The organism is Undibacterium pigrum, assembly GCF_003201815.1.
Lineage (GTDB): Bacteria > Pseudomonadota > Gammaproteobacteria > Burkholderiales > Burkholderiaceae_D > Undibacterium > Undibacterium pigrum.
The window spans coordinates 1,273,488-1,296,527 of the sequence record NZ_QJKB01000001.1; the positions used below are offsets into that span (position 1 = coordinate 1,273,488).

The 23,040-nt window shown below is 51.4% G+C and carries 24 protein-coding genes and 2 tRNA genes; 3 read left to right on the plus strand and 23 right to left on the minus strand.

The annotated features are described in order from the left end of the window. Positions 1-16: 16 nt before the first annotated feature. A tRNA-Asn gene (locus DFR42_RS05590) sits at positions 17-92 on the plus strand. 183 nt (positions 93-275) lie between these two features. Continuing rightward, positions 276-351, plus strand: a tRNA-Asn gene (locus DFR42_RS05595). Positions 352-631: 280 nt separating this feature from the next. On the opposite strand, the gene DFR42_RS05600 is transcribed toward DFR42_RS05595, so the two are convergent. The 6 genes from DFR42_RS05600 to DFR42_RS05625 all read right to left on the minus strand — a co-directional run bounded on the left by DFR42_RS05600 (position 632) and on the right by DFR42_RS05625 (position 6,137). After that, a complete protein-coding gene (locus tag DFR42_RS05600; protein WP_245936832.1) occupies positions 632-1,174 on the minus strand; it encodes a cytochrome b/b6 domain-containing protein in 543 nt (180 codons plus the stop codon). A gap of 19 nt (positions 1,175-1,193) precedes the next feature. After that, on the minus strand, positions 1,194-1,475 hold the full coding sequence (locus DFR42_RS05605) for a PepSY domain-containing protein (protein WP_110253909.1): 282 nt from the start codon (positions 1,473-1,475) through the stop codon (positions 1,194-1,196). 49 nt (positions 1,476-1,524) lie between these two features. Further along, positions 1,525-2,208, minus strand: a complete 684-nt coding sequence (locus tag DFR42_RS05610) for a Fe2+-dependent dioxygenase (RefSeq protein WP_110253910.1) — start codon at positions 2,206-2,208, stop codon at positions 1,525-1,527. 18 nt (positions 2,209-2,226) lie between these two features. After that, positions 2,227-3,330 (minus strand): alpha-hydroxy acid oxidase, encoded by a 1,104-nt coding sequence (locus tag DFR42_RS05615; protein WP_110253911.1) that lies wholly within the window; start codon positions 3,328-3,330, stop codon positions 2,227-2,229. Positions 3,331-3,420: 90 nt separating this feature from the next. Further along, a complete protein-coding gene (locus DFR42_RS05620) occupies positions 3,421-5,790 on the minus strand; it encodes a TonB-dependent receptor (RefSeq protein WP_245936833.1) in 2,370 nt (789 codons plus the stop codon). 119 nt (positions 5,791-5,909) lie between these two features. After that, a complete protein-coding gene (locus DFR42_RS05625) occupies positions 5,910-6,137 on the minus strand; it encodes a hypothetical protein (RefSeq protein WP_146218788.1) in 228 nt (75 codons plus the stop codon). A gap of 51 nt (positions 6,138-6,188) precedes the next feature. Here DFR42_RS05625 and DFR42_RS05630 point away from each other — a divergent pair, with 51 nt between their 5' ends. After that, complete coding sequence (locus DFR42_RS05630) at positions 6,189-6,998, plus strand: polysaccharide deacetylase family protein (RefSeq protein ID WP_110253913.1); 810 nt, start codon at positions 6,189-6,191, stop codon at positions 6,996-6,998. On the opposite strand, the gene DFR42_RS05635 is transcribed toward DFR42_RS05630, so the two are convergent. From DFR42_RS05635 to DFR42_RS05715, 17 genes are all read right to left on the minus strand, one after another. Then, positions 6,987-7,607, minus strand: coding sequence for a 4'-phosphopantetheinyl transferase family protein (locus DFR42_RS05635; RefSeq protein ID WP_110253914.1), 621 nt, complete (start codon positions 7,605-7,607; stop codon positions 6,987-6,989). The genes DFR42_RS05630 and DFR42_RS05635 overlap by 12 nt on opposite strands. Positions 7,608-7,640: 33 nt before the next feature. After that, positions 7,641-8,222 carry a hypothetical protein gene (locus DFR42_RS05640; RefSeq protein ID WP_110253915.1) on the minus strand — a complete coding sequence of 194 codons (582 nt, stop codon included), beginning with the start codon at positions 8,220-8,222 and terminating at the stop codon, positions 7,641-7,643. A 105-nt stretch (positions 8,223-8,327) separates the two neighbouring features. Beyond that, complete coding sequence (locus DFR42_RS05645; protein WP_110253916.1) at positions 8,328-8,777, minus strand: excinuclease ATPase subunit; 450 nt, start codon at positions 8,775-8,777, stop codon at positions 8,328-8,330. A gap of 32 nt (positions 8,778-8,809) precedes the next feature. Continuing rightward, the gene (locus DFR42_RS05650) at positions 8,810-10,054 is read right to left on the minus strand and encodes a beta-ketoacyl-ACP synthase (protein WP_425450865.1); all 1,245 of its coding nucleotides are present in this window, start codon (positions 10,052-10,054) and stop codon (positions 8,810-8,812) included. Between the two features lie 2 nt (positions 10,055-10,056). Continuing rightward, entirely contained in the window at positions 10,057-10,782 is a 726-nt protein-coding gene (locus DFR42_RS05655) for a 3-ketoacyl-ACP reductase FabG2 (protein WP_110253918.1), read from the minus strand. 2 nt (positions 10,783-10,784) lie between these two features. After that, positions 10,785-11,249, minus strand: coding sequence for a hotdog family protein (locus DFR42_RS05660; protein ID WP_211324156.1), 465 nt, complete (start codon positions 11,247-11,249; stop codon positions 10,785-10,787). 2 nt (positions 11,250-11,251) lie between these two features. Next, positions 11,252-12,448 carry a beta-ketoacyl-ACP synthase gene (locus DFR42_RS05665; RefSeq protein WP_110253920.1) on the minus strand — a complete coding sequence of 399 codons (1,197 nt, stop codon included), beginning with the start codon at positions 12,446-12,448 and terminating at the stop codon, positions 11,252-11,254. A 16-nt stretch (positions 12,449-12,464) separates the two neighbouring features. After that, on the minus strand, positions 12,465-13,016 hold the full coding sequence (locus DFR42_RS05670; protein WP_110253921.1) for a DUF3261 domain-containing protein: 552 nt from the start codon (positions 13,014-13,016) through the stop codon (positions 12,465-12,467). Then, on the minus strand, positions 13,000-15,390 hold the full coding sequence (locus tag DFR42_RS05675; protein WP_110253922.1) for an MMPL family transporter: 2,391 nt from the start codon (positions 15,388-15,390) through the stop codon (positions 13,000-13,002). The genes DFR42_RS05670 and DFR42_RS05675 overlap by 17 nt, the downstream gene beginning before the upstream one ends. 15 nt (positions 15,391-15,405) lie before the next feature. After that, entirely contained in the window at positions 15,406-16,023 is a 618-nt protein-coding gene (locus tag DFR42_RS05680; protein ID WP_245936834.1) for an outer membrane lipoprotein carrier protein LolA, read from the minus strand. Positions 16,024-16,031: 8 nt separating this feature from the next. After that, complete coding sequence (locus tag DFR42_RS05685) at positions 16,032-16,466, minus strand: acyl-CoA thioesterase (RefSeq protein WP_110253923.1); 435 nt, start codon at positions 16,464-16,466, stop codon at positions 16,032-16,034. Further along, positions 16,459-18,015, minus strand: a complete 1,557-nt coding sequence (locus DFR42_RS05690) for an HAL/PAL/TAL family ammonia-lyase (RefSeq protein ID WP_110253924.1) — start codon at positions 18,013-18,015, stop codon at positions 16,459-16,461. The genes DFR42_RS05685 and DFR42_RS05690 overlap by 8 nt, the downstream gene beginning before the upstream one ends. Further along, the gene (locus DFR42_RS05695; RefSeq protein WP_110253925.1) at positions 18,002-18,967 is read right to left on the minus strand and encodes a lysophospholipid acyltransferase family protein; all 966 of its coding nucleotides are present in this window, start codon (positions 18,965-18,967) and stop codon (positions 18,002-18,004) included. Before DFR42_RS05695 ends, DFR42_RS05690 begins: the two co-directional genes overlap by 14 nt. Further along, entirely contained in the window at positions 18,964-19,722 is a 759-nt protein-coding gene (locus tag DFR42_RS05700; RefSeq protein ID WP_245936835.1) for a glycosyltransferase family 2 protein, read from the minus strand. Before DFR42_RS05700 ends, DFR42_RS05695 begins: the two co-directional genes overlap by 4 nt. Position 19,723: 1 nt before the next feature. Beyond that, positions 19,724-20,803, minus strand: a complete 1,080-nt coding sequence (locus tag DFR42_RS05705; RefSeq protein ID WP_110253927.1) for a class I SAM-dependent methyltransferase — start codon at positions 20,801-20,803, stop codon at positions 19,724-19,726. Continuing rightward, positions 20,797-22,530, minus strand: coding sequence for an ApeI family dehydratase (locus DFR42_RS05710; RefSeq protein ID WP_110253928.1), 1,734 nt, complete (start codon positions 22,528-22,530; stop codon positions 20,797-20,799). The genes DFR42_RS05705 and DFR42_RS05710 overlap by 7 nt, the downstream gene beginning before the upstream one ends. Continuing rightward, positions 22,523-23,035, minus strand: a complete 513-nt coding sequence (locus tag DFR42_RS05715; protein WP_245936836.1) for a COG4648 family protein — start codon at positions 23,033-23,035, stop codon at positions 22,523-22,525. Before DFR42_RS05715 ends, DFR42_RS05710 begins: the two co-directional genes overlap by 8 nt. Between the last annotated feature and the right edge of the window lie 5 nt (positions 23,036-23,040).

The window sequence follows — 23,040 nt, forward strand, 5'->3', positions numbered from 1 at the left end:
TCACCATGTCTTCTATTCCCTGATAGCTCAGTCGGTAGAGCGACGGACTGTTAATCCGCAGGTCCCTGGTTCGAGTCCAGGTCGGGGAGCCAAAATTTGAAAAAGCAGAGTTACCTGCTAAAGCTGGTAACTCTTTTTTTTCCGCCAGATTTGACTGGCACAGTAGTGAATATAGCAGTTTTGCAATAAAGATTCGAAGTGAGTGGTGAACTTGACAAAAATCACTGCCAAAAAGATAGATTTAAAAGTTTAATGAAGATCATCATATCTTCTATTCCCTGATAGCTCAGTCGGTAGAGCGACGGACTGTTAATCCGCAGGTCCCTGGTTCGAGTCCAGGTCGGGGAGCCAAATTTAGAAAAGAGTTACTTGCCAAGGCCAGTAACTCTTTTTTTTCCGCCCTGCCCTTATAAGGCAAGGCAAACAAGTAATACAGAGTTTCAACGGCCAGGCTTTTATGTACGCGGCGTAAATAGTGGCTCGCTTAACTCAGAAGAACAAATACCGGTTGACGTACTATCCCGGGCAAAGAAAATCGTACAAGTATTTCCCTCCCCCGCTTTATTCTACCTGCAGCAAATCCCCGTACTACTACCTCAAAAATACCCAGGCTGCTTTCAAGCTATGCCCGCTAATCGATATCACCCACCTCAGGCGCAGCTTTCTTACCTGAGATCATCGCCCTGGCAAGGTTTTCGCGATGCTGCCAACTGGTGAATACGACTCCCAACACATGGAAGAAGATCAAGCCCACCATGGCCCATGCAATGGCGACATGCACGCGCACTGGCCATGCATAGCCCCATAGCATATCTGTCCCCATGGCCCAGCCTGTCAGCACCAGCAAACCCACACAAAATAACAAGGCGACAGCCATCCAGCCGCCCAGAGGGTTGTGTCCTATATACCTTGGCGCTTTAGATTTGATGACCAGATGCAAATAAGCCAGCGTGGCCGATGGTGATTTAAGGAATTGCGTAAAGCTTGCATAGCGGTTGCCAATACCACTCCAGATCAGGCGCAGAAGTACCAGCACTCCCGCGCCATAGCCTATGTATTCATGGGCCACACCTGTCATGCCGCTGGTGATCCAGGCGGCGGCGATGGCACAAACCTGCGCCCAATGAATCAGGCGCACAGGCACGTCCCAGACGGGCACGTCCCGGACGGGCACGTCCCGGACTGAGGTTTGATTATTCTTCAACGCGCTCAAACGTCACTGGATTGAAGAATGCCTCTACGCGCTTGCCCTTTGGGTCTTTGGCGTACACTTCATAGCAACTGGTAGTTTTTTCCATACGACGAATTTGCCAGCCTTCTTTAGTCAACTTCGCTTCCAGTTCAGTATGTGGACGCCATTTTTCTTTTGGCTCGGTCGTGCATTTAACGTCACCATGGGCCAAGGCACTGCCAGATGACATGGCAAATACCAGCGGGACCAATGCCGCAAAAATAGATCGCTTGATGAGTTTCATGGATGTCTCCTGATAAGTAAGTTAAAGCAAATTCAGTAAATTCAACAAATTAGGTAATAGCCCAGCGACGCAATAAATTATGATAAATACCCGTCAGTCTGAGTAGGGCCGGATTTTGCGCTTCGACCACGGGGGTAAGTTTCTGTATGGCCTGATCAAGATCGTAAAGCATGGTGCGCTCAGCGTCGTCACTGACCATGCTTTCTATCCAAAAAAACGAGGCAACCCTTGCGCCTGCAGTTACTGGCGTCACCCTGTGCAGGCTTGAAGAAGGATAGAGCACCATGTCACCTGCTTCAAGCTTGACCGTTTGCGCGCCAAAATCAGTTTCAATTTCCAGCTCGCCCCCATCATACTCCCCGGGTTCGGCCAGGAACAAGGTGGCAGACATATCACTACGCAAATTCTGGCGCGTCCCTGGCATCATCATTACGGCACTATCCACATGCAGGCCATATCCACCACCATCCTGATAGCGATTGAATTTTGGTGGATAAATCTTCTGTGGCAAAGCCGCAGAGATAAACACAGGATGCTCGCCAAGCTTGCGCAGGATGTGATTGCCCAGTTGAATGGCCAGATCGGAATTATCATCTATCTGCAGGTTATTCTTGACCTGCAAAGCAAGCGTGCCCGCCGTGTTTGCACCATCCTGCCATTCTGCCTGGTCAAGATAAACACGAAATTGCCTGACTTCGCCCTTGCTCAAGACCCCTTCAATTACATTTAACATATACCCATCCCTTTTATTTCACAGACTGCGCAGCAAAGCATTGCTATTGATCTCGGCAAGAGTCGCGCATCCTGCCTGGGCCATACAGATCTCCAGTTCTTCGCGCAACAGCTTGATCATATGAGCTACGCCCAGAGCACCAGCAACGCTAAGCGCATACATTTGCAGGCGCCCTACCAGCACGGCATTGGCACCCAGCGCCAGCACCTTGAAAATATCTGCTCCTGAACGTATGCCACCATCGAGCAATAAGGGATACTCATCACCAACCACAGCGCGAATCGCAGGTAGCACGGTCAGGCTAGCAGGCGCCCCATCAAGGCTGCGCCCACCATGGTTAGAGACGACAATACCAGCAACACCAGCAGCTTTCAGTGCCAGAGCATCATCTGGATGCAGAACGCCTTTCACCCAGACAGGCAAAGAAGTCTCCGCCATCAACCAGGTCAGATCAGACCATGTTGGTGCTGCACGCATCGCCCCCTGGAAGATACGACTATCATCAGGTGCAAGCTCAATAGTTTCACCAGCATTGGTCGCTTGCAGGTTAACTGCCACGCAATCCGGCGGCATGCGAAATCCGGCCTGCAAGGCGCGGGCACTGGGCACCTGTATCGATGCATCCAGTGTCACGACGATAGCACCGAAGCCTGCAGCCTCTGCCCTCGCCAGCAAATTACGGGTATCGTCGCGATTGGCTTGAAAATACAACTGAAACCATTTGTGCGGACCTGCGGCATGCGCTACATCCTCCAGAAGACAGGAAGACAAAGTACTGCATACCATGCAGGCATCCATGGCGCACGCAGCCCTGGCCGTATCAATTTCACCGGCAGGATGTGCCAGCTTTTGAAAAGCGACGGGAGCTAACAGAATGGGATGAAGAAAAGTTTGCTGACCTAGCTTAAGGCGCGTATGGCCGTCACTGACATCGCGCAACACACGAGGATAAACTGACCACTGCGCAAAGGCAGCAAGGTTGGCTGCCACCGTGAGATCACGTCCGCTTCCACCTGCTACATAGGCGTAGCTTGGTTCTGCCATGATACGCTGCGCCGCAAATTCATAATCCTGGGCACAGCGTATATCTGGTGGAATAACAGGATTAGCTGGATTGTTCATCAATGAGAATGATCAATAAATAACCCATATTCTAGCTGAATCAAGAACCCACTCCCATGAATGAAATAAGTTCTTGATCGCTGTCAAAGATTACATTTCGTAGTTCAGTGTGAAGCGTACTGCGCGTGCATCGCCTTTGTACAGGAATGAACCTGAACGATAGACTGCTGTGTAGTAGTCTTTGTTCGTCGCATTCAGTACGTTGACACGGATGTCAAAGCGACGTGAGAAACGATAAGCAGCAAACACGTCATACACGGTGAAACCAGGTACTGGTTGTGAGCACAGGCCAGTTGTCGTGAAACCTGCTGCAGTATCAGGCTGACCACCACAACGATCACTTTCGTGACGAGCAGAACCACCGAAGGAGAAGGCATTAGTCAACTGGTACTTGGCCTGCAAGGAGAAAGTCTTCTTGGCAAAGTTACTTAAAGGATTGCCAACGTTTGCAGGTGTCGCAGATGCCAGTACTTTGGAATCCAGGAAAGCTGCGCCAAACTGTACGGACAAATCTTCAGTCAGGTTACCACTCAGGCCAAATTCCACACCTTGCACACGATTTTTACCAGTGTTGAATGTACCGATAGTGTCGTAGTTGGCACCTTCCATGACGTCAGATTTTTTGGTCTGGAACAAGGCTGCAGTTGCCAGCAGTTTGTCATCCAGCAAATTCCATTTCAAGCCCAGTTCATAATTCACAGAAGTTTCTGGTTTTGCACCAGCGATCTGGTTTTGATACAACACTGCGCCACCGTAACCACTGCTGGTACCGGAGTCAGCTTCACCACCGTTGATGTCTTGCGCACTGGCGACAGAACCATACACGATGAGTTTAGGAGTAATCTTGTAGCTCAGACCCAGATGACCATTCACCAGCGTGTCTTTATAGCCGTAGTCACCAGTGATGACACCAGTGGTGTTATTACGACGAGTCAGGCCCAGATCAAAGTAATCTGCACGTATACCGCCGAAAGCAGTAAATTTGTCTGTCAGATCCACAGTATCCATTGCCGTCAAAGCCAGTGCTTTGACATGCCAGTCCTGGTTCCAGCCCAGGCGAGAATAGTTACGGCCAGACAGATTACCGAGGTTGGCAACAGGTGTGCCATTGCTGTCAGTGAAGCAGAAGCCATTGTTGGCACCAACGCCAGCAGTAGTCTTACAGTTGAATGTGCCAGTGGTCGAAATGCCATAAGTACCGGAAACAACTTTATGGTCAGCATACTCAGCACCGAAAATGAATTCATGCTTCATGCCACCGATCACCTTATCCCAGCGCAGATTACTCTGGTGCGCAAAGTAGTCGATATCTTGCCAGCCAGTATGGCCACCATCAAGGACGCCAGTTGTGTAAGCCACACCTGTTGCGCCGTTATAACGTGTTGCAGAGGATGCGCCCGTTGTGACATAGCCGTTATTGGATTTGCCGTAACGTGTCAGGCTGGTGAGCTTGAGGTCAGGAGCAAACGCCAGATTGATACGCGCCGTCAATGTATCAACGTCAGATTTCAGGAAGTCATTTGCTTGCGCATAAACAGGCACATTGAGTGCTGGCACACGGTTAGGTGCAGTACCAGTCAGGTAGAAACCCAGATCTGGCGATGTATCTTTAGTGCGCAGACCGTAGTAGTCCAGCGTTACAGAGAAATCCTTGCTGGCTTCATACAAACCGGACAAAGCGATACCTTTGCGTGAACGGTTGGATGGTGAGCGACCTGGTACATCTTCATCGCCGTACAGCAAGTTGGTACGCAGTGCGAAATTGTCGCCGAAACCTTTGTTGATATCAGCAGTAACACGTTTTTGTGAATCACTACCAACGCCGACTGAGATACGTTCAAAGTCGTGATCCAGAGTTGCTTGTTTGGTGATGGCATTAATCGCACCACCGGCAGTACCACGGCCAGCAAAGCTGGAATTTGGGCCTTTGGAAATTTCCAGTTGTTCGATAGCGAAACTTTCGCGTGTAGACATACCAGGATCGCGCAAGCCGTCAACGAAAACGTCACTACGTGCTTCCTGGCCGCGGATGATGTAACGGTCGCCGAAGGCATTACCGTTTTCACCAGTACCCAGGGTAATGCCAGGCTGTGCGCCCAATACATGTTTCAGATCAGTCAGGCCAGAATCATCCAGTGCAGAACGTGTCAGAACAGAGATAGTCTGTGGTGTTTCTGCCAGTGGACGTGTGTGACGGGAATCAGCAGAGGATTTTGCTTTATAAGGTGCGCCAACTTCTGCATTAGGATTGGATTCACGTCTTTTACCCAGAATCTCTACCTCTGCCAGCTTCTCTTTTTGTGTCTTGACTGGAGGAGTTGTATCTTGTGCCGCCGCAACCATAGGCATCAGCATTGCGCTGGAAATACCCAGTGCCAATGTGGTTTTTTTCATGGAAGCAAATACCTGGTCTTCAGTGTTGCGCAGGTTTTTTGGCTGTTTGATTAACGGGTGTTTCATAGAGATCCCTGATTACGTGCAGTAAATATTATAAAAAAGATATTAATTGTGAAATTCTGTACAGCAAATTGCAAAATAATACGAATGATATCTATATTGACAATGAGAATCAATATCATTCACATTTCAATTGTTAAATACTTATAATTTCTTGCAAATTCAGTAATTGAGCAGGTAAAGCTGCTGCTTACCAGGCATATGCCTACTCCAAGTCTGCGGCGATAAATACAGTTGAAATCATTCAAATCCCGATTAAATCCAGAAAAAATATTTGTAGACGGATACAATAAGAACATCCCATCAAAAGCTGATTTCTGATTTTGTTCACCTTCTGCCATTGGCGTCATGCCATCTTCTGTTTTCTCATCTCCCTGTATTCTGGCTTTTGCAATGCAGCAATGGCAGACCACTGCACAAGCAACCCTGCACCAATACGGTTTTTATTGAGCTTTGATGATGGCCCCAGTGCGGTACAGCCAGATAATCCTACCGAGAAAGTACTGCGTACTTTACAAAGCAATCCTTACCAGAACGGCATCAAGGCGGTATTTTTTGCGCAACCCAGAGCAGTCAATGGTGGCGGCACAGAATTTGGCAGGGCTTTACTGAAGCGGGAAGTGGAAGCTGGCCATTTACTGGCTTTTCATACCGGGACACCGCGACATTCCAACCATCGCTATTTGAGCGAAGATGAGCTGAAAAACTCACTTGAGTTAGGCATTGCCGACCTGAGTGCCATTATGGGTGCAGCGCCAAAGCTGGTGCGCCCTCCATTCTGGAATTATGATGCACGCACCCTTGATACCTACCACAGGCATGGTTTGCAAATGCTGCTGACGGATCTGAGTGCAAATGACGGTATCATCTATGGCATCAACTTCAGCCTGACCAAGCGCCGCAATATGCGCAAGCTGTTATTGGCTACCCGTCCCAAATGGTGCCAGAACGAAATGCCTGCAGTAGATGGTGTAACTCCCATCGTCGTCACTTTTCACGACATCAATCCCTATACCGCCAATCATATGGAAGAGTATCTGGAAATACTGCTGGATGTCGCCAAAGAACTGGAAATACCCGTCAGTGAAAAACCCTTCTATGACGATCGCGATGTACTCGAGCGTGCAGCCCTGGCAAGGGTCGTGAAAGATGCCAGCAACGCACCGGAGTTGCCAGGTATCTGGAACTGGTTCTGGGGTTTATTTCGCTGACAGACTGATCTGCAACAGTTGCGGTGCGGAAGTAAGCCGTCTGGAACTACACAAAGTGATGGACAGTTCTGGGTGTGGCAAGTGCACGCATTGCATACTTTTCTGATTGAGTTTGATCTGCGCTTCTTTGGTCGTCCACAACTGATAAAAATCATGCAGGCGATTACCGGCATCCTGTTGCGCTAACCAGGCATTTTCATCTGCATTAAATGCCTGCAAGGCCAGGGCAGAAAAATCACGTTCAGGGTTCAGCATTTCAATGTCCAGACCCAGTTTGGTACTGGCGCTGACAGCACAGGCAACCCAGGGACCGCTATGCGAGAGACTGAATCCGGCATCACTTAATTCTGGCCGAACGAGTCGGGGTGCATTACCGGCTTGCTCAATCAATTCCAGTTCTGTGGCTGACATGTCCAGTAACCGGGCCAGTGCCTGCCTTAAAAGAATACGACCAGCCAGAAATTGCCGCTGGCGCTCAGGTCGAATAAAGCGCTGATAACGCTGCACTTCACTCTCTGAAAGCCAGGGTAAAAAATTCACCAGGACGGAATCTGTCAAGGTATGCAGACTGAGCAGGTAGATACTTGCTTCATCAGTCTGAGTTTTCATACCTTGCAGCGACCTGGTTATTTGAAGAATGGTTTAACGCAAAGCCTTGTCATCAGCGCCGGTCGGACCGCCAACAGCTGCGCTGTAATTGCTGATCACATACCCACTGGCGAGATTGGCGACTCGCGTCAACATCAGATTATCATGCACGCCAAAAACAAAACCCGCTGCCATGGCACCTGCACGCTGGAAAAATTCTGGCCTTGCCACTGAATTGCCTTCAGCATCAGTCACATTCAAACGCAGCAACACGCCTGAGCTGCCTGCCAATGGTCCCAGCAAAACACGCTTGGCGCCATGCTGAAACTGTATTTCCTCTACTACTGGCTGGATGACCAAAGTGCGACCATTGGCTGGACGCTTATTCCAATTCTCCAGAGGGCCTGCCAGATCTTTCTGAATATTGTCATTGATTTTAAGCAGCCCGGAAATATCACCGCTATAACCATCTCTGAATATCGCTGGTTTCACTATGATACGGCCAAAGGAAGCAAATGCCTCTTTAGGCGCGGGGTTCTGAGTGGCATTTGCTTTAACGGAAGTAGCACACCCTTGCAATAAAGCCAGGGCAAATATTGCAGATAACAGCAAGCCACGTTTTAATACGACATTCATAATGCATCCTTGAGATATAAAATAAAGGGATATGACAGGCATATCCCTCTCTTCATTCATGCTCCAAATTGGCCAGACAAACAGGCAATTTAAAACATTGTTTTTTTACTTGCTACCTATCCTGACAAAATCACCTTTGAGTGCGACTCCAGCCATGATGGCACCTACGTGACATTCAAACTCGGCTTCACTTGCATATTCAACGTTATCATAATTGCTGACGATATTAACGACTGCATTTGCGCCCAATTCTTTTGCGCGCTTTTGCAATTGCAGCATGGCAGACAAGAATACCCAATTGCAGGCCTTTGCATCAGACTTACCAAAAGCATTGGTTTTCAGGCTGGTTTTATCACTAGCAAGCGTCTCCAGAATTGCTGGTCCTGGCTGTTTGCCAAAATAAAATTTGACTGAATCACCCAGGCGACTTTGTGCATCATTGGCATTCATGCCACCAGAGATAGGCAACAAAACTTTTCTGTCTGCTGCCTGAGCGCTGCTCACACTTGCCATCATCGTAGCCAGGACAATGGCTGCTGAAATTACTTTTTTCATGTTGGTTTTCCTTATCTAATTACAGGCCGCATTTATGATGAGCGGTATTTTTTAAAAATCAGCGAAGTGTTTATTCCACCAAATGCGAAATTATTCGACATCACATATTCACAATCTATCGCCCTGCCCTCATCCCTGATGTAATCCAGGTCTGCGCATTGCGGGTCCAGCTCTTGCAAATTGATCGTGGGAGCAAACCATCCCTCGTTCATCATTTCTATGCTGATCCAGGCTTCCAGCGCACCGCAGGCACCCAGGGTATGTCCCATATAACTTTTCAGTGAGCTGATGGGCATGGTATTGCCAAACACTTGCGCTGTTGCCTGGCTTTCGGCGATATCGCCTTGCTGCGTACCGGTGCCGTGGGCGTTTACGTAGCCAATATCAGATGCCTGCAGCTCTGCATCTTCCAGCGCCAGTTGCATGGCGATCTTCATGGTCTCGGCATTTGGTTGCGTGACGTGGCAACCATCGCTATTAGTGCCAAAGCCGACCAACTCGGCATGTATGGTGGCACCGCGTGCCAGTGCATGTTCAAGGTCTTCAAGTATCAGGCAACCCGCACCTTCGCCTATGACCAGGCCATCACGTCCTGCATCAAAAGGACGTGGCGTAATATCTGGCGTATCGTTGCGTACGCTGGTGGCGAACAGGGTGTCGAAGACTGCCGCTTCTGTCGCACATAATTCTTCAGCGCCACCGGCAATCATGGCCACTTGCTTGCCACCACGTATGGCTTCATAGGCATAACCTATGCCCTGACTACCGGATGTACACGCTGACGATGTCGTGATGACGCGCCCGGTCAGGCCAAAGAACACGCCTATATTGACAGGCGCTGTATGCGCCATCATCTTGATATAGGTAGTGGCGTTAATGCCCTTGGTGGTGCGCTCTTCCATCATGCGGCCAAAGTCACCAATCGCACTCGGTGTACCTGCAGAAGAGCCAAAGGAGATACCCATTTTGCCACTGGTGACAACAGGATCATTGAGCAAACCTGCGTGCTCCAGCGCCATTTCACTGGCCCGTGTCGCCATTAATGCCACCCTGCCCATGCTGCGGGTAGCCTTGCGGTGATAACGCTCATTCAATTCAAAAGCGGCAGCAGGAGCGCCCAGTTGCGTGTTCAGGCCTTCGTAATCGCTCCATTCATCCATGCGTTTGATGGCATTTCTGTATTCGCCCAATTGCTTGCGTATGCTGGCCCAGTCATTGCCCAAAGGGCTGATGCCAGCCATGCCAGTGACGACGACACGAGGTTTTATATTGTTCATACTCATACCATCCCCCCATTCACTGAAATGACCTGACGCGTGACATAAGCCGCATCGGGCTGCATGAGAAAGCTGACGACGGCAGCCACTTCTTCTGGCTTACCAACGCGCTTGGCAGGTATCATTTTCAAGGCTTCTTCCATAGGCACATCTTCTATCATGTCTGTTTCTATTAAACCTGGGGCCACGCAATTAACAGTGATTGCCCGTTTTGCCAATTCAATTGCCAATGCCTTGGTGGCACCAACGATGCCTGCCTTGGCAGCACTGTAATTGACCTGACCACGGTTACCAATCAGGCCGGATACAGATGCCATGGTAACGATACGGCCAGGCTTGCGGCGTTGTACCAGTGGCATCACCAGGGGATTGAGCACATTATAAAAACCATCGAGATTGGTGCTCAGCACGATATCCCAGTCCTCGCCTGACATTGCAGGAAAAGCATTGTCACGTGCCACACCAGCATTACAGACTACGCCGTAATAACAGCCATGCTGCTCAATATCGGCAGTCAGTATGGCTGCTGCCTGCTCGCGTTCGCTAATATCAAATTGCAAAACACGCGCCTGGCGGCCCATGGCAGCAATTTCTGTTGCAACAGATTCTGCTTCTTCACGCTGGCTGCGGCAATGCAAGACAATATCGTAGCCATCACTGGCCAGGCGCAAGGCAATGGCCTTGCCTATGCCACGCGAAGATCCAGTCACCAACACACTCATACTCATTACTAACTCCGTTGCAGAAAATCTTTGACGTTATTTGGCTGAAACACGGTAATAGTCGCATTTGCCAGCGACACACCACTCGCGCTATCACTAATCTGACATTCAAAAGCCCCCAGGCCGTTATCTCCCTGCAATGCCTTGTGTACATGGATATGCAATACACTGCCAGACGCAAATACTGGCTGGCTGCATTCATAGCGCCGTGAGCCCAGTAAGAAGCCCACTTTAACAGGCTCACCGCGCAATTGCGCCAGGTAACCGGCATGGGCAGCAATGGCTTGTGCCATATATTCGATACCAACCCAGGCACCTACGCCTGATGCTTCACAGAACAGGGTTTCTGGCCTGATGCTGACTTCGGCACACAAATTCTCGTCGTCTGCACTCAGCACCCTGTCCAGCAAGACCATCTCGCCATCATGCGGCACCAGCTCGCGAACTGGAGGTAATTCCTTTTCATTCAGCATGCTCATGCTCTCCCTAGTATCAAGGCTGCGTTGGAGCCGCCAAAGGCAAAGGAATTGCTCAGTACATAACGCACTGGCCGTCCAAGTTGTTGACCACGCGAAACCACATTCAGCACGGGCAATTGTGGGTCGGCGACAGCATCCCACAGATGGGGGGGCAATCTGCCTTGCGCATTATCTTTATCCTGCATAGCCAGCCAGCACAATGCTGCCTCTACGGCGGCGGCGGCACCCAGTGTATGGCCGGTAAAAGGCTTGGTGGAACTGACTGGCACAGCATCGCCAAACAGATCATGAATCACGCGTGATTCCATTGCATCATTTTGCGGGGTGGCCGTGCCATGCAGGTTGATGTAATCGATATCTTCTGCTGAAATGCCAGCACGCTGCAGAGCCTGATTGATGGCAAGGCGGGCACCACCACCGGCGGGATCAGGGGCAGACATGTGATGTCCATCAGATGACTCTCCCCAGCCACACAAAGTGACGCCAGAACCTGTGCCATCAGCTTCAGCACTCATCAGGAACAGGGCTGCCCCCTCGCCTATATTGATACCGTGACGATTGGCACTCAGGGGATTGCACAAGCTGCCACTGACCGATTCCAGTGCTGAAAATCCAGCCACGGTAAAAGCACATAGCGTATCCACACCGCCTGTCAGGACAGCATCGCAAAGCCCCATCTTGATCAGTCGTGCTGCGCTGGCCATGGCCTTGGCGCTGGAAGAACAGGCACTGGAATGTACGTAAGCCGGTCCAGTGATACCCGCAACACGGGCCAGGAAGTCAGCAGGCGAAGCCATCTCTTGCTGCCCATAATGAAACTCTGCAGGTAGTGAAGCATCCGTGTTGAACTGGCGCAAGGCGGTTTCAGTACTGGCGACGCCAGAAGTACTGGTGCCTATCACCACAGCGACGCGATCAGCACCAAAGCGTGCTATAGCAGCATCCAGTGCTGGCCGTATCTGTGTCAGTGCGGCCAGTGCCAGCTGGTTATTACGGCTACGCATGCTCAGCGGCATGTCGCTGATATCCGGCAATGCGCTTGTCACCTGTCCTAGCGGCAATGTCCTACCGTTTGACCATGCATCGGTAGGCAAGACGCCAGTCTCAGCCTTATCCAACAAACGATGCAGGATATCCTGATGATTGTCGCCCAGTGCGCAGACGATGCCGCAGTGATGTAAATACAGCTTCATAATGATATTCAGGTACTCAAGGTGCTGACTGTATGGTCAGGCGATAGTGGTAACGCAAATTATTCAGGACGACCGTGCCGCTCCAGCGCGGCATGCCGCTGTAGTCGACGGTGACGACCAGCTTGTCATCAAGATACAGCAAACGGTGCAAACCCTGCTCTTCTATGCGCCAGCCAGCAGGCAAAGCCTGGGCAATCGCACTCACTGGCCACAGGCTGAGTTGCATGTCTTCCAGCACATCTTCAGCCCTGACCTGCGCGGGCAGCATGACATGCCGCCAGGATTTCAACTGCTTGCCGTCATAACTGAGACTCAGGACGCGCTGCCCAAATGCCAGGCCGACGAGCTCCAGATGGCCAGGTTCAACCTCCAGCGCTGCATCCAGTTCGTCTATGCGGCCATTTCTTTCTACGATCAAATGTTGCTGCACGCTGAAAGAAGCACCCAGTACAGCAGGAGCAAGCATCAGACCCAGGCGGGCTTCTGGTTGCACCGGCTTACTGGCGCAAGCACTCAGCAGAGCAACTGTAGTGATCAATATGACCCATGATTTAAGTTTGAGCGACATGCGCACTTTCTGTAGTAGAAGTAAAACAGGGAACAATCAGCCACACCAGCGCCGTTCCTATCAGCATCGTCAAACCAAAGGCTTGTAATGCCGGTGTGCGGCTCAATCCCAATAAGCCGAAAGACAGCAAGGTATTGGCAGCCGACAAACCCACCGCCAGCCAGGGAGTGGCATTACGCCTGTCAGGATGTTCCTGCATGAAGATACCGTAATCGACGCCAACTCCCAGTAATAGCATCAGCGCCAGTACATGGAATAACTGCAGGCTTTGCCCTGCCAGCCCCAGCAAACCCAGCGTCACCAGACTGGCACACATGGTGGGTGCGAGCACGCGCCAGGCATTGCGGCGATAACGCGGGAACAACAAGGCAAATACCACCAGATAAGCGGCTGACACTACCCAGCCCATATAGGCACGATAGCGCCCCAGCACCGAGGATATCTCATTGACTTTATCCACCCATTGCACACCTTCCAGCCCCTGCCCTGCCTGCTGCAAAGTCGCCAGGCCATTATTGGCATAACTGAGACCGCGCAAGGCGACGATGCTGGCGTATTCATTGCCGATTTTACCCAGCCATAAATGCCGCCATGGTTCGCCGGCAGAAGTCTTGAGAAACTCATCAATAGAAGTGCTGACTGTCAGTGTCAGCAAATGCTTGCGTATGGCTGCAGCCCAGGCAGTATCTTCTTCCACCTTGCTGGCCAACAAACTCAAAGCCCCACCTTCTGCCAGCAGCTTTTCATCTATCAGTTGATGGCGCTGCCTTTGTAATTGCGCAGAAGGTATCCAGTTCGACAAAGCCTGATAACCAGAAATGGTATGACGCTCGATCAGAGGATCAAGTTTGCGCTTCAGTGCTTCTTCACGCTGCAAAACAATTTCAGCACTGCCACCGCGCACCAGGAAATACTGGACTGGCGTTGGCGCATCCAGCAATTTGCCCAGCTTGATCTGATCCGCTACCAGATGCTTGGGAGAGTTTTGCAAAAGACGAATATCATCGTTGGCACCCAGGCGAGAACAGCCTATCACCGTAGCTATCGCACAAATAGTAAGGACTACAAGGCTGCGCAGATTCAAGCCCAGGCGCGGCCAGTGCATAAGTGCTGCTGAATAACGCGCCACCAGCCTGCCACTTTTCAGGCTACCAGCGCTGATCAACTGTGGGAACCAGCAAATCACCGTCAGCCATGCAAATACCAGCCCCAGTGCAGAAAATACCGCCATATGGCGCAAGCCGGGGAAAGGCGTCAGCCCCAGGCCCAGATAACCAATGACGGCCGCCAGCAAAGTCAGGCTCAGACCTGGCAGCAAACGTTTCAATAAAGCAGGCGAATCAACACTGGCATCCGCACTAAGGCGATTGCACAAAAAGTAAATGCCATAATCCTGCGCCACACCGATCAGGCTGGCACCAAATACCAGGGTCAGCAAATGTATGCCGCCAAACAGCATCCAGCAGACCGACAAGGCACCGAGAAAACCTACGCCTATGGAAAGCAAAATCAGGGTGATGGGTTTCAGGGAACGGAAGCTCAGCCACATCAACAAGATGATGCCTGTCAGTGAGCCCAGGCCTATCGTCGATACTTCACCACCAGCCTGTTGCCCGGCGGCGGCGGCATGCAGGACAACACCTGCGCTGATGATTTCTACCGAAGGTGTCGCCAGCAAAGCGGCTTCTGCAGCCTTGCCCAGCAAAGGTACAACTGCCTCTTGCGCTGTCAGGGAAAATGCCGATGGTTTCAGGGTCAGCGGCAATAGTACATATTGTTTTTCCTTGTCTGCCACGAACAGATAACCATCACGCGGGCGTACCGGTGTTTCTTGCGCCCTTTCCTGTACCCAGCCAGAAAAAAGATTAAAAGGATCATCCTGAAAACTTCCCAGCTTGGGGCCTGAGAAGGCGCTATACATCTTTGCCAGCGCCAGGTCAGTCCAGTATTGCACTGGTTCTGTACGCAATTGCTGCTCTTGTTGCGCTGTCAGCAAACCCAGGCTTTGTTTTTGGAATACAGCCAGCCAGTCATTCTGGGCCTGATCGCTGATATTGGTCGCAGTCAGTAAATCGGTACGACTTGCCAGCACTTTTTGATAAGCAGCGGCGGCATGCTTGGCCTGCTCCCAGTCGTTCGCACCTATCAGTACCACCACCCTTTGCTGGGCAGTGTCCACCATGTGGGCGAAGGATTGCTGCAAGACCGGATCGCGTTCTTGCACAGGCAGCAAGGCCAGGATGTCGGTATCAGGCGCAATACGCTTGCCCAGCCATAAATAGGCATTATGAGACAGCAACAGGCAAACCACGATTGCCCATGTGATTGCCAGCCCTTTAGTCCATCCATGCTGTTTTTTTATACCGTCGCCCATGAAGTTGCTTTTCCTTTATTGAGCAAACAAGGCCAGTTCTTCAGCCGTCATGGCTGTTTCACCAGTTTTGATATCTGAAAAAATGATGGTGGTACGGTCACCACTGGCTTCATCGATATGGATATTTTTTACGTAGGCACCACCATCCAGTGAGATCGCACCTATCGCTTTGGCCAGAGCTGCTTCACGGGCTTTGAGTGCCACCTTCCAGCTATTGGCATCTGCACTGCCATCAACTTCAAACAGGGTTTCCAGCTTGCCCAGATCACCAGACAGCAGAGAAAACAGCACGCTGTTGATCATGCGTACCGTAGGTTCTTTTTGCGCGTCCAGACGCATGGCTACCCGTTCGCCCTGCAGATGTACGATCTCGTCACGCGTCAGACGCAAGGTGTTGGGAAATGGTTGCAACGTGCGCCACAAGATGCCCTTGCCATTGACGACGCAAAAACGGCCATTGGATGCCAGTGGTTTTTTCATGCCCTGCAATTGCTTGGTCTGATCAAACCTGCCACACAGCACTGGCGGCTTGGCCAGCATATTCTGGATTTTGCTGATAGGTGCGGCGGCATTACTGCTGTCTGTCCAAAACAAGCTCAGCAATAAAATGCAGATAATAGATAACAAACGCATCATGGACATCATGGAACAGGTACTCCCAATTTTTCAAACAAGATGGCAGGAGAAACAAAGCACATTTCTCCATTGGCGATTTCGACGGCGACCTGGGTCGTGCTGGCACGGTTCAGGCGTTTTCCCGTGGCTGTATCGGTGATCATGTAATCTATCTTCAAACGATTTTCCCATTCGACGATCTCGGCACGCAGGGTCAGCTTCTGGCCAAAACTGGCGGGAGCGATATAGCGCAACTGCATGTCGATGACGGGCCAGGCATAGCCAGACTCTTTCATCTGCACATAGTTGTAGTTGATATGATCAAGCAAGGCACAGCGCGCCACTTCCAGATATTTGACATAGTTACCATGCCAGACGATTTCCATGGGGTCCAGGTCAAAGAACTGGACCTGCATCTCGACTTCGGCAGCCCATGGGCTGGTGGCATTCTTTTTACGCATAGAGCTTCCATTCTTGCTGGCGGATACGTTCCAACATCAGACGCAGGTCAGGCTCCAGGCGACGGTCTTCCTGCACAGGCGCTACATCACCAGCCAGTGCCTCCATCATTTGTGTCAACGCTGGCGACAATTGCAAATCCTGATTCACGCGGGTACGCAACCAGACACCCTGCCTTACTGTAATGAGCAAGGCAGCCACTACCTGTTCTGTCAATTCCAGCACGCGCAGGCAATCACGAGCAGCGATAGTGCCCATGCTGACCTTGTCCTGGTTATGGCATTCGGTGGAACGTGAAAAGACAGAGGCAGGCATGGTCAGCTTCAATGCCTCTGCCGTCCAGGCTGAAGCACTGATTTGCAAGGCTTTCAAGCCGTGGTTGATTGCCGCACGCGGGCCTTCCATGCCAGACAAATTGGCGGGCAAACCGTGGTTATAGCGACTATCCACCATCAAGGCCATTTGCCTGTCCAGCAAATCTGCCAGATTGGCGACGGCGTTCTTCATGCCATCCATGGCGAAGGCGATATGGCCACCATAGAAATGGCCGCCATGAAGTACACGTTCATTGTCGCCGTCGATAATCGGATTATCGTTGGCGCTGTTCAATTCATTTTCTATGGACTGACGGAAGAAAGGCATGGCATCAGCCAGCACACCAATGACGTGCGGTGCACAGCGTATGGAATAACGGTCTTGCAGGCGTTTGCCATTGCGTTCAGCTTGCCCGGCGGGTAAATCATGACGCAACCATGCAGCCACACCCTGCATTCCGGGATGTGGCTTCACTGAAAACAATACTTCATCAAAATGGTGGGCATTGCCATCCAGGGTCACTGATGCCATCGCCGTGATGCGCGTAGTCAGCTTCACCAGATAATCAGCACGGTCATAGGCCATGCAGGCCAATGCTGTCATGACGGCTGTGCCATTCATGATGGCCAAACCTTCTTTAGGGCGCAAGCGCAATGGTGTGATCCCGGCTTCACGCAAAGCCTGGGCCGCAGGTACTTGCACGCCATCGCGCCAGACTTCGCGCTCGCCGCACAGGACTGCAGCAAGATAAGATAAGGGCGTCAGGTCACCACTGGCACCGACAGAGCCTTCACTGGGTATCAGCGGCAAAAGACCCGCCTCAAGCAAACGGCTAATCTGCTCCAGCAACTCTACGCTGACACCAGAAAAGCCCTTGGACAAAGATGCCAGACGTGCTGCCATGACGGCGCGGGTTTGTGCAGGTGACAGGTATTCACCCAGGCCGCAGCCATGATAGGTATACAAATGGTGCGGCAACTCTGCCACCAAATCTGCTGGCACGGTAACGGTACAGGAATCACCATAACCAGTCGTGACGCCATAAATCGTGCCATCTTCTCGCAACAGACGGTCCAAGAAATCTGCGCCGCGCGCGATTGCTGCGCGAAACTCAGGGTCAGCAGATAGCGCCGCATTGGCGCGCCCATGGGCGATATCGACGATATCTTCTATGCTCAATCTGTTACGGTCGAATTGTACGGTGCGCAGCTTGGTGCTCTGATCAGCGGATTGCATCTTGTTTTTCCAATTCGGGTAAATGCCAAAAATCATAAAAATTAAACCATTGCAGCGGTGCCCGCACTGCATAATATTCGAGGCGGGCGGCATACTCAGCGACTACGCTGCGCAAGGCCTCATCCCGTCCCTTGCGTGGCAGCCTGATAGCATCACGCAAGAGTTCAAAGCAGACTTGCGGCACGCCATCCATTTGCAGGGAAAACAGCAGATAGACCGGGCATTGCAAGACGCTGGCCAGCACATAAGGGCCGACCGGGAAAGCTGCATCCTGACCAAGAAAAGGGGCCACCGCCACTCTGGGCTGTGGCGCTACCGGGATACGGTCACCAGCAATCACAACAAAACCACCTTCAGCAATTTTGTCCGCTAATAACATGGCGGTGGCAGGTGTCATTTCTGTCACCTGCAATAAATTCATCTGACTCTCAGGATCTAGTCTGGCCAGCATGCGGTTGAACGCCCGGGCATGTTTGGTATGCACCAGCACCGTCAATTTCACTTCTGGAAAACGGCGCGACAACACGCGACACATTTCCAGATTACCCAAATGTGAACATACGATCAGGCCACCACGTTTCTGGGTGACCTGGACATGCATTTCTTCTCGCCCTATATACTTGACTTTGCTCTCATCAAACAAGCCACCCCATAACAACATCTTGTCGAGGATGTTTTCTGCAAAGGCGGCAAAATGCTGTAATACACCAGCCCAACCCTGAGCGACTTTGGTATACCCGTTCATACGCTGCAGGTAAGCCATAGATGCGCGACGTTGCGCAGGTTTGGTGAGCACATACCAGGCCAGCACCGGATACAAAAATATGCGGAACGGCCAGCGTCCACAAACCTTGAATACCCAGAACAAAAAACGCATGCCAGCCACAAAACTGACTTCATTGATGCTGGCCCAATGCCAGGATGAACCTGAGTGCTGTGTGTTCTGTTTCATTTGCCCACCTCAGGCTGGCTACGCCAGTGGCGTGCCAGCAGGGATGGAATGCGTAGCAACATGCCAAAGAATAACTTGGTATGCATGATGGTAATCAATACATTGTCACGCCAGACGCGAAAATGAGAAACACCATCGGTGGGATAAGCGACACGAGTTGGCAAGTTGATGACAGCCGCGCCATCCCAGTACAACCTGACCAGGATATCGGTATCAAAATTCATGCGCCTGCCTATGTTCTGCCTGGACATCAGTGCGATCACAGCATCCACAGGATAGACACGGAAACCACACATGGAGTCGCGTATGGCCAGCGACAAGGTATTGATCCATACCCAGACATGGGTCAGGTAACGCGCATACAAACGTAAGGCGGGGACGGATTCATCATAGACCGGGTAACCGGCAATCACTGCTTGCGGATGTGTTTTTGCCTGTGCTAAAAATTGCGGCACATCAGCTACACAATGCTGGCCATCTGCATCAATCTGCAAGAGATGGGTGTAAGACGTTTGCGCTGCATAGCGAAAACCGGTCAGCACGGCAGCGCCCTTGCCCTGATTGATATCGTGACGCAATAAAGTCACGCGATCTGGTGTGGCGGCTTGCAAACCCTGTAGCACCTGCGCGCATTCAGCCGAGCTGCCATCATCCACCAGCACGCAATCCACCTCATGCGTCAGCACTGCCTGCACTACGGCAGCTATCGCATGTTCGTGGTTATAGACGGGGATGAGGATGCAGGGCTTAAACACTTTACTTCTCCACCTTCGCAAAGCGCAACAGGGAATGGCAATAGCCGATATCGTCGCGGGTAGTGATCAATTGCAGACCAGCGGCTTCTGCCAGGCGCACATAATCAGCGCTCTCATAAATCTTGCTGTTACCACTGGCCATGGCCGTGAAATAAGGTGAAGTATTGATGAGGCAAAATGCGGCGATATCATAACGCTGCCTGTCCCAGAAAGTATCCATGATCAGCAATTGCCCATTAGGGGCCAGTGCTTTGGCAGCGCGTTGCAGGATACTGGCAATGGCAGGTTCTGAAAAACAACTGAGGAACTGGCTCATCCAGATCATGTCCATCCCCGCTGGCAAGGCTGCTTCATTATCCAGCAAATCGATGGAATGAAAATGGGCGCGCTCATGCACGCCAGCGGTTTTCAGATTTTCTTCCGCCACCGACAATTGACGTGGCAAATCCACCAAATGCATTTCTACAGCAGGATTGTAGGCCAACGCAGCGCAACTGAATTTGCCAGTATTGGCACCAATGTCCATCAGCTTGCGTGGTGCTGTTGCAAATACGTCAGGCAAAATGCTGGGGAAAGAGGTATCAGAATAATGATGGTCAAAAGCAAACCAGCTGGTTTTTGCCGGCTCTGGCAATTGCGACAAGCCCTGGTACAGCGTGGGCCAGTTACCCAGGGCGCTCAGGCCCAGGGGTTTTTCATTATCCAGTGACTCATCAAGCTTGAACAAACCTTCGTAGCAAACATCATGATTGAAATCGAGATTGACCTGGGTGATGGAGTCAGTAAGTACGCAATAGCCTGCTTTATCGAGCACATAAGAACCGGCACTCAAGTACACCACGCCAGATGAAAGGCAGGTTTCCAGCACGACTTTCAATGCATATTCAGTCCACTTACCTGTGGCTGCCATGTCTGCAACCGTCAGACCTGCGCCCCCTGCATCGGCAAGTGCCTGCAACATGCCGCGCTTCCAGGCATAACGTACGCATTGAAAAACGACGGGACCAAAAGCGATCTTTTGCGCTTCAAAACGGGCAGCAAAAGCGGATTGACGTTCAGGGGAAAATTTCTTATCTAGCATGCGGGCTTTTCATTAGCGAAAATAATACGACCACCGGCATGTTGCCCGGCCTCAGAAAAATAACGGAATTGCAAACTGTCTTTTACTACATCATGTATGAGCTCAAGCATGACGGGCACTTCAGGATGGATGACATGCTGGAACTTCAGCGCATGAACAGACTTGAATATGGGTGGCAGCGCAAAATACTCACGGGCATATTTGATGACCCAGTCGAGTTGCACTACCCCAGGCAGCACTGGTGCCACCGAGAAATGTCCATCAAAATAAAACAGTGTTGCCGGTACGATCAGCTCAAACAATACTTTTTCTGGTGCTTGTTCCAGCAAACGTATTTGTGGCAAACGTGGGCGCGGATCACCCGCTTCATCCAGCAAGGCATGCAGTTGTGCAAGCGTGGTCTTGCCCTGCGCATTGACAGGCATTTGATCCAGATAACGCCAGCGACGTGGCAAGGCAATCGCCTCTACCAGCTCACTCAATATTGCACGCATGCGCAGGTTGAATGCCCTCTTCCCTTCAAGTGCAAGTTGTTGACGGCCTTGTTCAGTCGCTACGATAAAAGCAGACAGTTTCTGCCTTTGCCCAGGCACTTCATGATCCGCGATGACCCTGGCTTCACTGACCAGATCAGAAGCCAATAAAGCCTGTTCGATGGCATCGAGTGAAATACGTTTTTCTTCGATTTTGACGATGCGGTCACTACGTCCCTGCAATAGCAAGCGACCGTTATCTGTCAGTTGCGCCTTGTCCGCCAGACGCAACCAGTCGATTTGTCCCAGATGTGGCGAACGCACTTCCAGCAAATCTTCTTTCGCTATGCGCAAATAAACCCTGGGCAAAGCCTCCCAGCTTTCGATTGCACCAGGTTTGCGCTGACGCCAGGCGATGCCGCCGGTTTCAGAACTGCCATAGACTTCATACGGCACATGTCCCAACATATCGCCAACTGCGTATGCAGTCTCTGCTGCCAGTGGGCCACCTGATGAAAAGATGGCGCGCAATCTTTGCTTGCCGGCCTGCCAGTCCAGATGTTCTGGCAGTCGTTTCAGGTGAGCGGGACTGGCAATCAAGGCGCAATCACGCTGCGCCAATATTTGCGCAAGTTGCTCAGGAAAGTTGACGCTCAAGGCATGGATGACACGTCCGGCTGATAAAGGCCACAAGACCTTGAACAGCAAGCCATAAATATGTTGATGCGATACGGTAGAAACAATCTCGGCATTGCCAAGACGCTGGCCAAATACCTGCTCCAGGCTAGCAACTTCGCTCATCATTTGCGAGAGTTTTTTGGGTATGGCCTGCGGCTGTCCGGTACTACCTGAAGTATGCACGACCAGACCGGTAAAATCAGGGTCAAGTGCTTTCAATATCACAGGAGCAGCATTGATACCCGCCTTTACCGGCTGATACTCTTCAGGGAACTCACCCAGAAATGCATCCACAGATTTGGACAATGCCAGACATGTGGCAGGCAAGGTATCAGCGGTCAGCCATACCGTTTTGTTTTCCAGCCAGGCCGCCAGCAAGGCGGCAGAAAATTCCAGGCTGTCTTCCAGGTACAGGGCGAACTGTGTTCCTGGCGCATTACGGATCGCAACGTTCCATGCGCCTATACGCTGCATGAAATCGCTATGCGATACAACGCCCGAGGCATTCCAGCCTGTAATGGCGTGGCCGGGACGAGCTACCAGCGCAAGGCAAGGATCGGGAGAAAAATCAGACATGATGAATTCGTTTAAAGCGCAGGCGCACCAGGTATTCGATGGCGAATAACAGCCCCATGAGGATATAGGCAATCACACCGGTATACAGCGACCAGATAGCTGGCGAAGCCCACATGGCCGTAGCAAAAGCGATGCTCCCGTTGATGACGAAAAACACGCACCAGACTTGCGTCACACGGCGTGTATAGGCGATTGCCACGTCAGGCAATTCAGGTTCGCGCAGGCGCGCAAATCGCTCCACCATGGATGGTGGCACTGCCAGGCTATAAGAAAAAACAGCCAGCAATACGCAATTCACCAATACCGGATACAATTTAAGGGGAAGCAATGCATTGGCCCACACCGCACAGCCAGCCAGCAGCAAGGCGCAGAACATGGACCAGCGCGCTACCCGGCTGACCTTGAATGTGGGTAACCTGGTTGCCGCCGCCAATAACAGCAATGCAGCCAACCAGCGTGGCTCTACCTGCCCCTGGCCAAACCAGATGACCAGTGGATACAGCACCGTAA

Bases quoted from the DNA above. Each gene is read 5' to 3' on its own strand.
- DFR42_RS05645 (WP_110253916.1), bottom strand. From the start codon at position 8,777: ATGAAAAAAGTAATTTCAGCAGCCATTGTCCTGGCTACGATGATGGCA.
- DFR42_RS05660 (WP_211324156.1), bottom strand. From the start codon at position 11,249: ATGCTGAATGAAAAGGAATTACCTCCAGTTCGCGAGCTGGTGCCGCAT.
- DFR42_RS05640 (WP_110253915.1), bottom strand. From the start codon at position 8,222: ATGAATGTCGTATTAAAACGTGGCTTGCTGTTATCTGCAATATTTGCC.
- DFR42_RS05625 (WP_146218788.1), bottom strand. From the start codon at position 6,137: ATGACGCCAATGGCAGAAGGTGAACAAAATCAGAAATCAGCTTTTGAT.
- DFR42_RS05670 (WP_110253921.1), bottom strand. From the start codon at position 13,016: ATGTCGCTCAAACTTAAATCATGGGTCATATTGATCACTACAGTTGCT.
- DFR42_RS05695 (WP_110253925.1), bottom strand. From the start codon at position 18,967: ATGAAACAGAACACACAGCACTCAGGTTCATCCTGGCATTGGGCCAGC.
- DFR42_RS05685 (WP_110253923.1), bottom strand. From the start codon at position 16,466: ATGCGTAAAAAGAATGCCACCAGCCCATGGGCTGCCGAAGTCGAGATG.
- DFR42_RS05655 (WP_110253918.1), bottom strand. From the start codon at position 10,782: ATGAGTATGAGTGTGTTGGTGACTGGATCTTCGCGTGGCATAGGCAAG.
- DFR42_RS05630 (WP_110253913.1), top strand. From the start codon at position 6,189: ATGGCAGACCACTGCACAAGCAACCCTGCACCAATACGGTTTTTATTG.
- DFR42_RS05650 (WP_425450865.1), bottom strand. From the start codon at position 10,054: ATGAACAATATAAAACCTCGTGTCGTCGTCACTGGCATGGCTGGCATC.
- DFR42_RS05620 (WP_245936833.1), bottom strand. From the start codon at position 5,790: ATGAAACACCCGTTAATCAAACAGCCAAAAAACCTGCGCAACACTGAA.
- DFR42_RS05615 (WP_110253911.1), bottom strand. From the start codon at position 3,330: ATGAACAATCCAGCTAATCCTGTTATTCCACCAGATATACGCTGTGCC.
- DFR42_RS05675 (WP_110253922.1), bottom strand. From the start codon at position 15,390: ATGGGCGACGGTATAAAAAAACAGCATGGATGGACTAAAGGGCTGGCA.
- DFR42_RS05680 (WP_245936834.1), bottom strand. From the start codon at position 16,023: ATGCGTTTGTTATCTATTATCTGCATTTTATTGCTGAGCTTGTTTTGG.
- DFR42_RS05610 (WP_110253910.1), bottom strand. From the start codon at position 2,208: ATGTTAAATGTAATTGAAGGGGTCTTGAGCAAGGGCGAAGTCAGGCAA.
- DFR42_RS05690 (WP_110253924.1), bottom strand. From the start codon at position 18,015: ATGCAATCCGCTGATCAGAGCACCAAGCTGCGCACCGTACAATTCGAC.
- DFR42_RS05635 (WP_110253914.1), bottom strand. From the start codon at position 7,607: ATGAAAACTCAGACTGATGAAGCAAGTATCTACCTGCTCAGTCTGCAT.
- DFR42_RS05705 (WP_110253927.1), bottom strand. From the start codon at position 20,803: ATGCTAGATAAGAAATTTTCCCCTGAACGTCAATCCGCTTTTGCTGCC.
- DFR42_RS05665 (WP_110253920.1), bottom strand. From the start codon at position 12,448: ATGAAGCTGTATTTACATCACTGCGGCATCGTCTGCGCACTGGGCGAC.
- DFR42_RS05710 (WP_110253928.1), bottom strand. From the start codon at position 22,530: ATGTCTGATTTTTCTCCCGATCCTTGCCTTGCGCTGGTAGCTCGTCCC.
- DFR42_RS05605 (WP_110253909.1), bottom strand. From the start codon at position 1,475: ATGAAACTCATCAAGCGATCTATTTTTGCGGCATTGGTCCCGCTGGTA.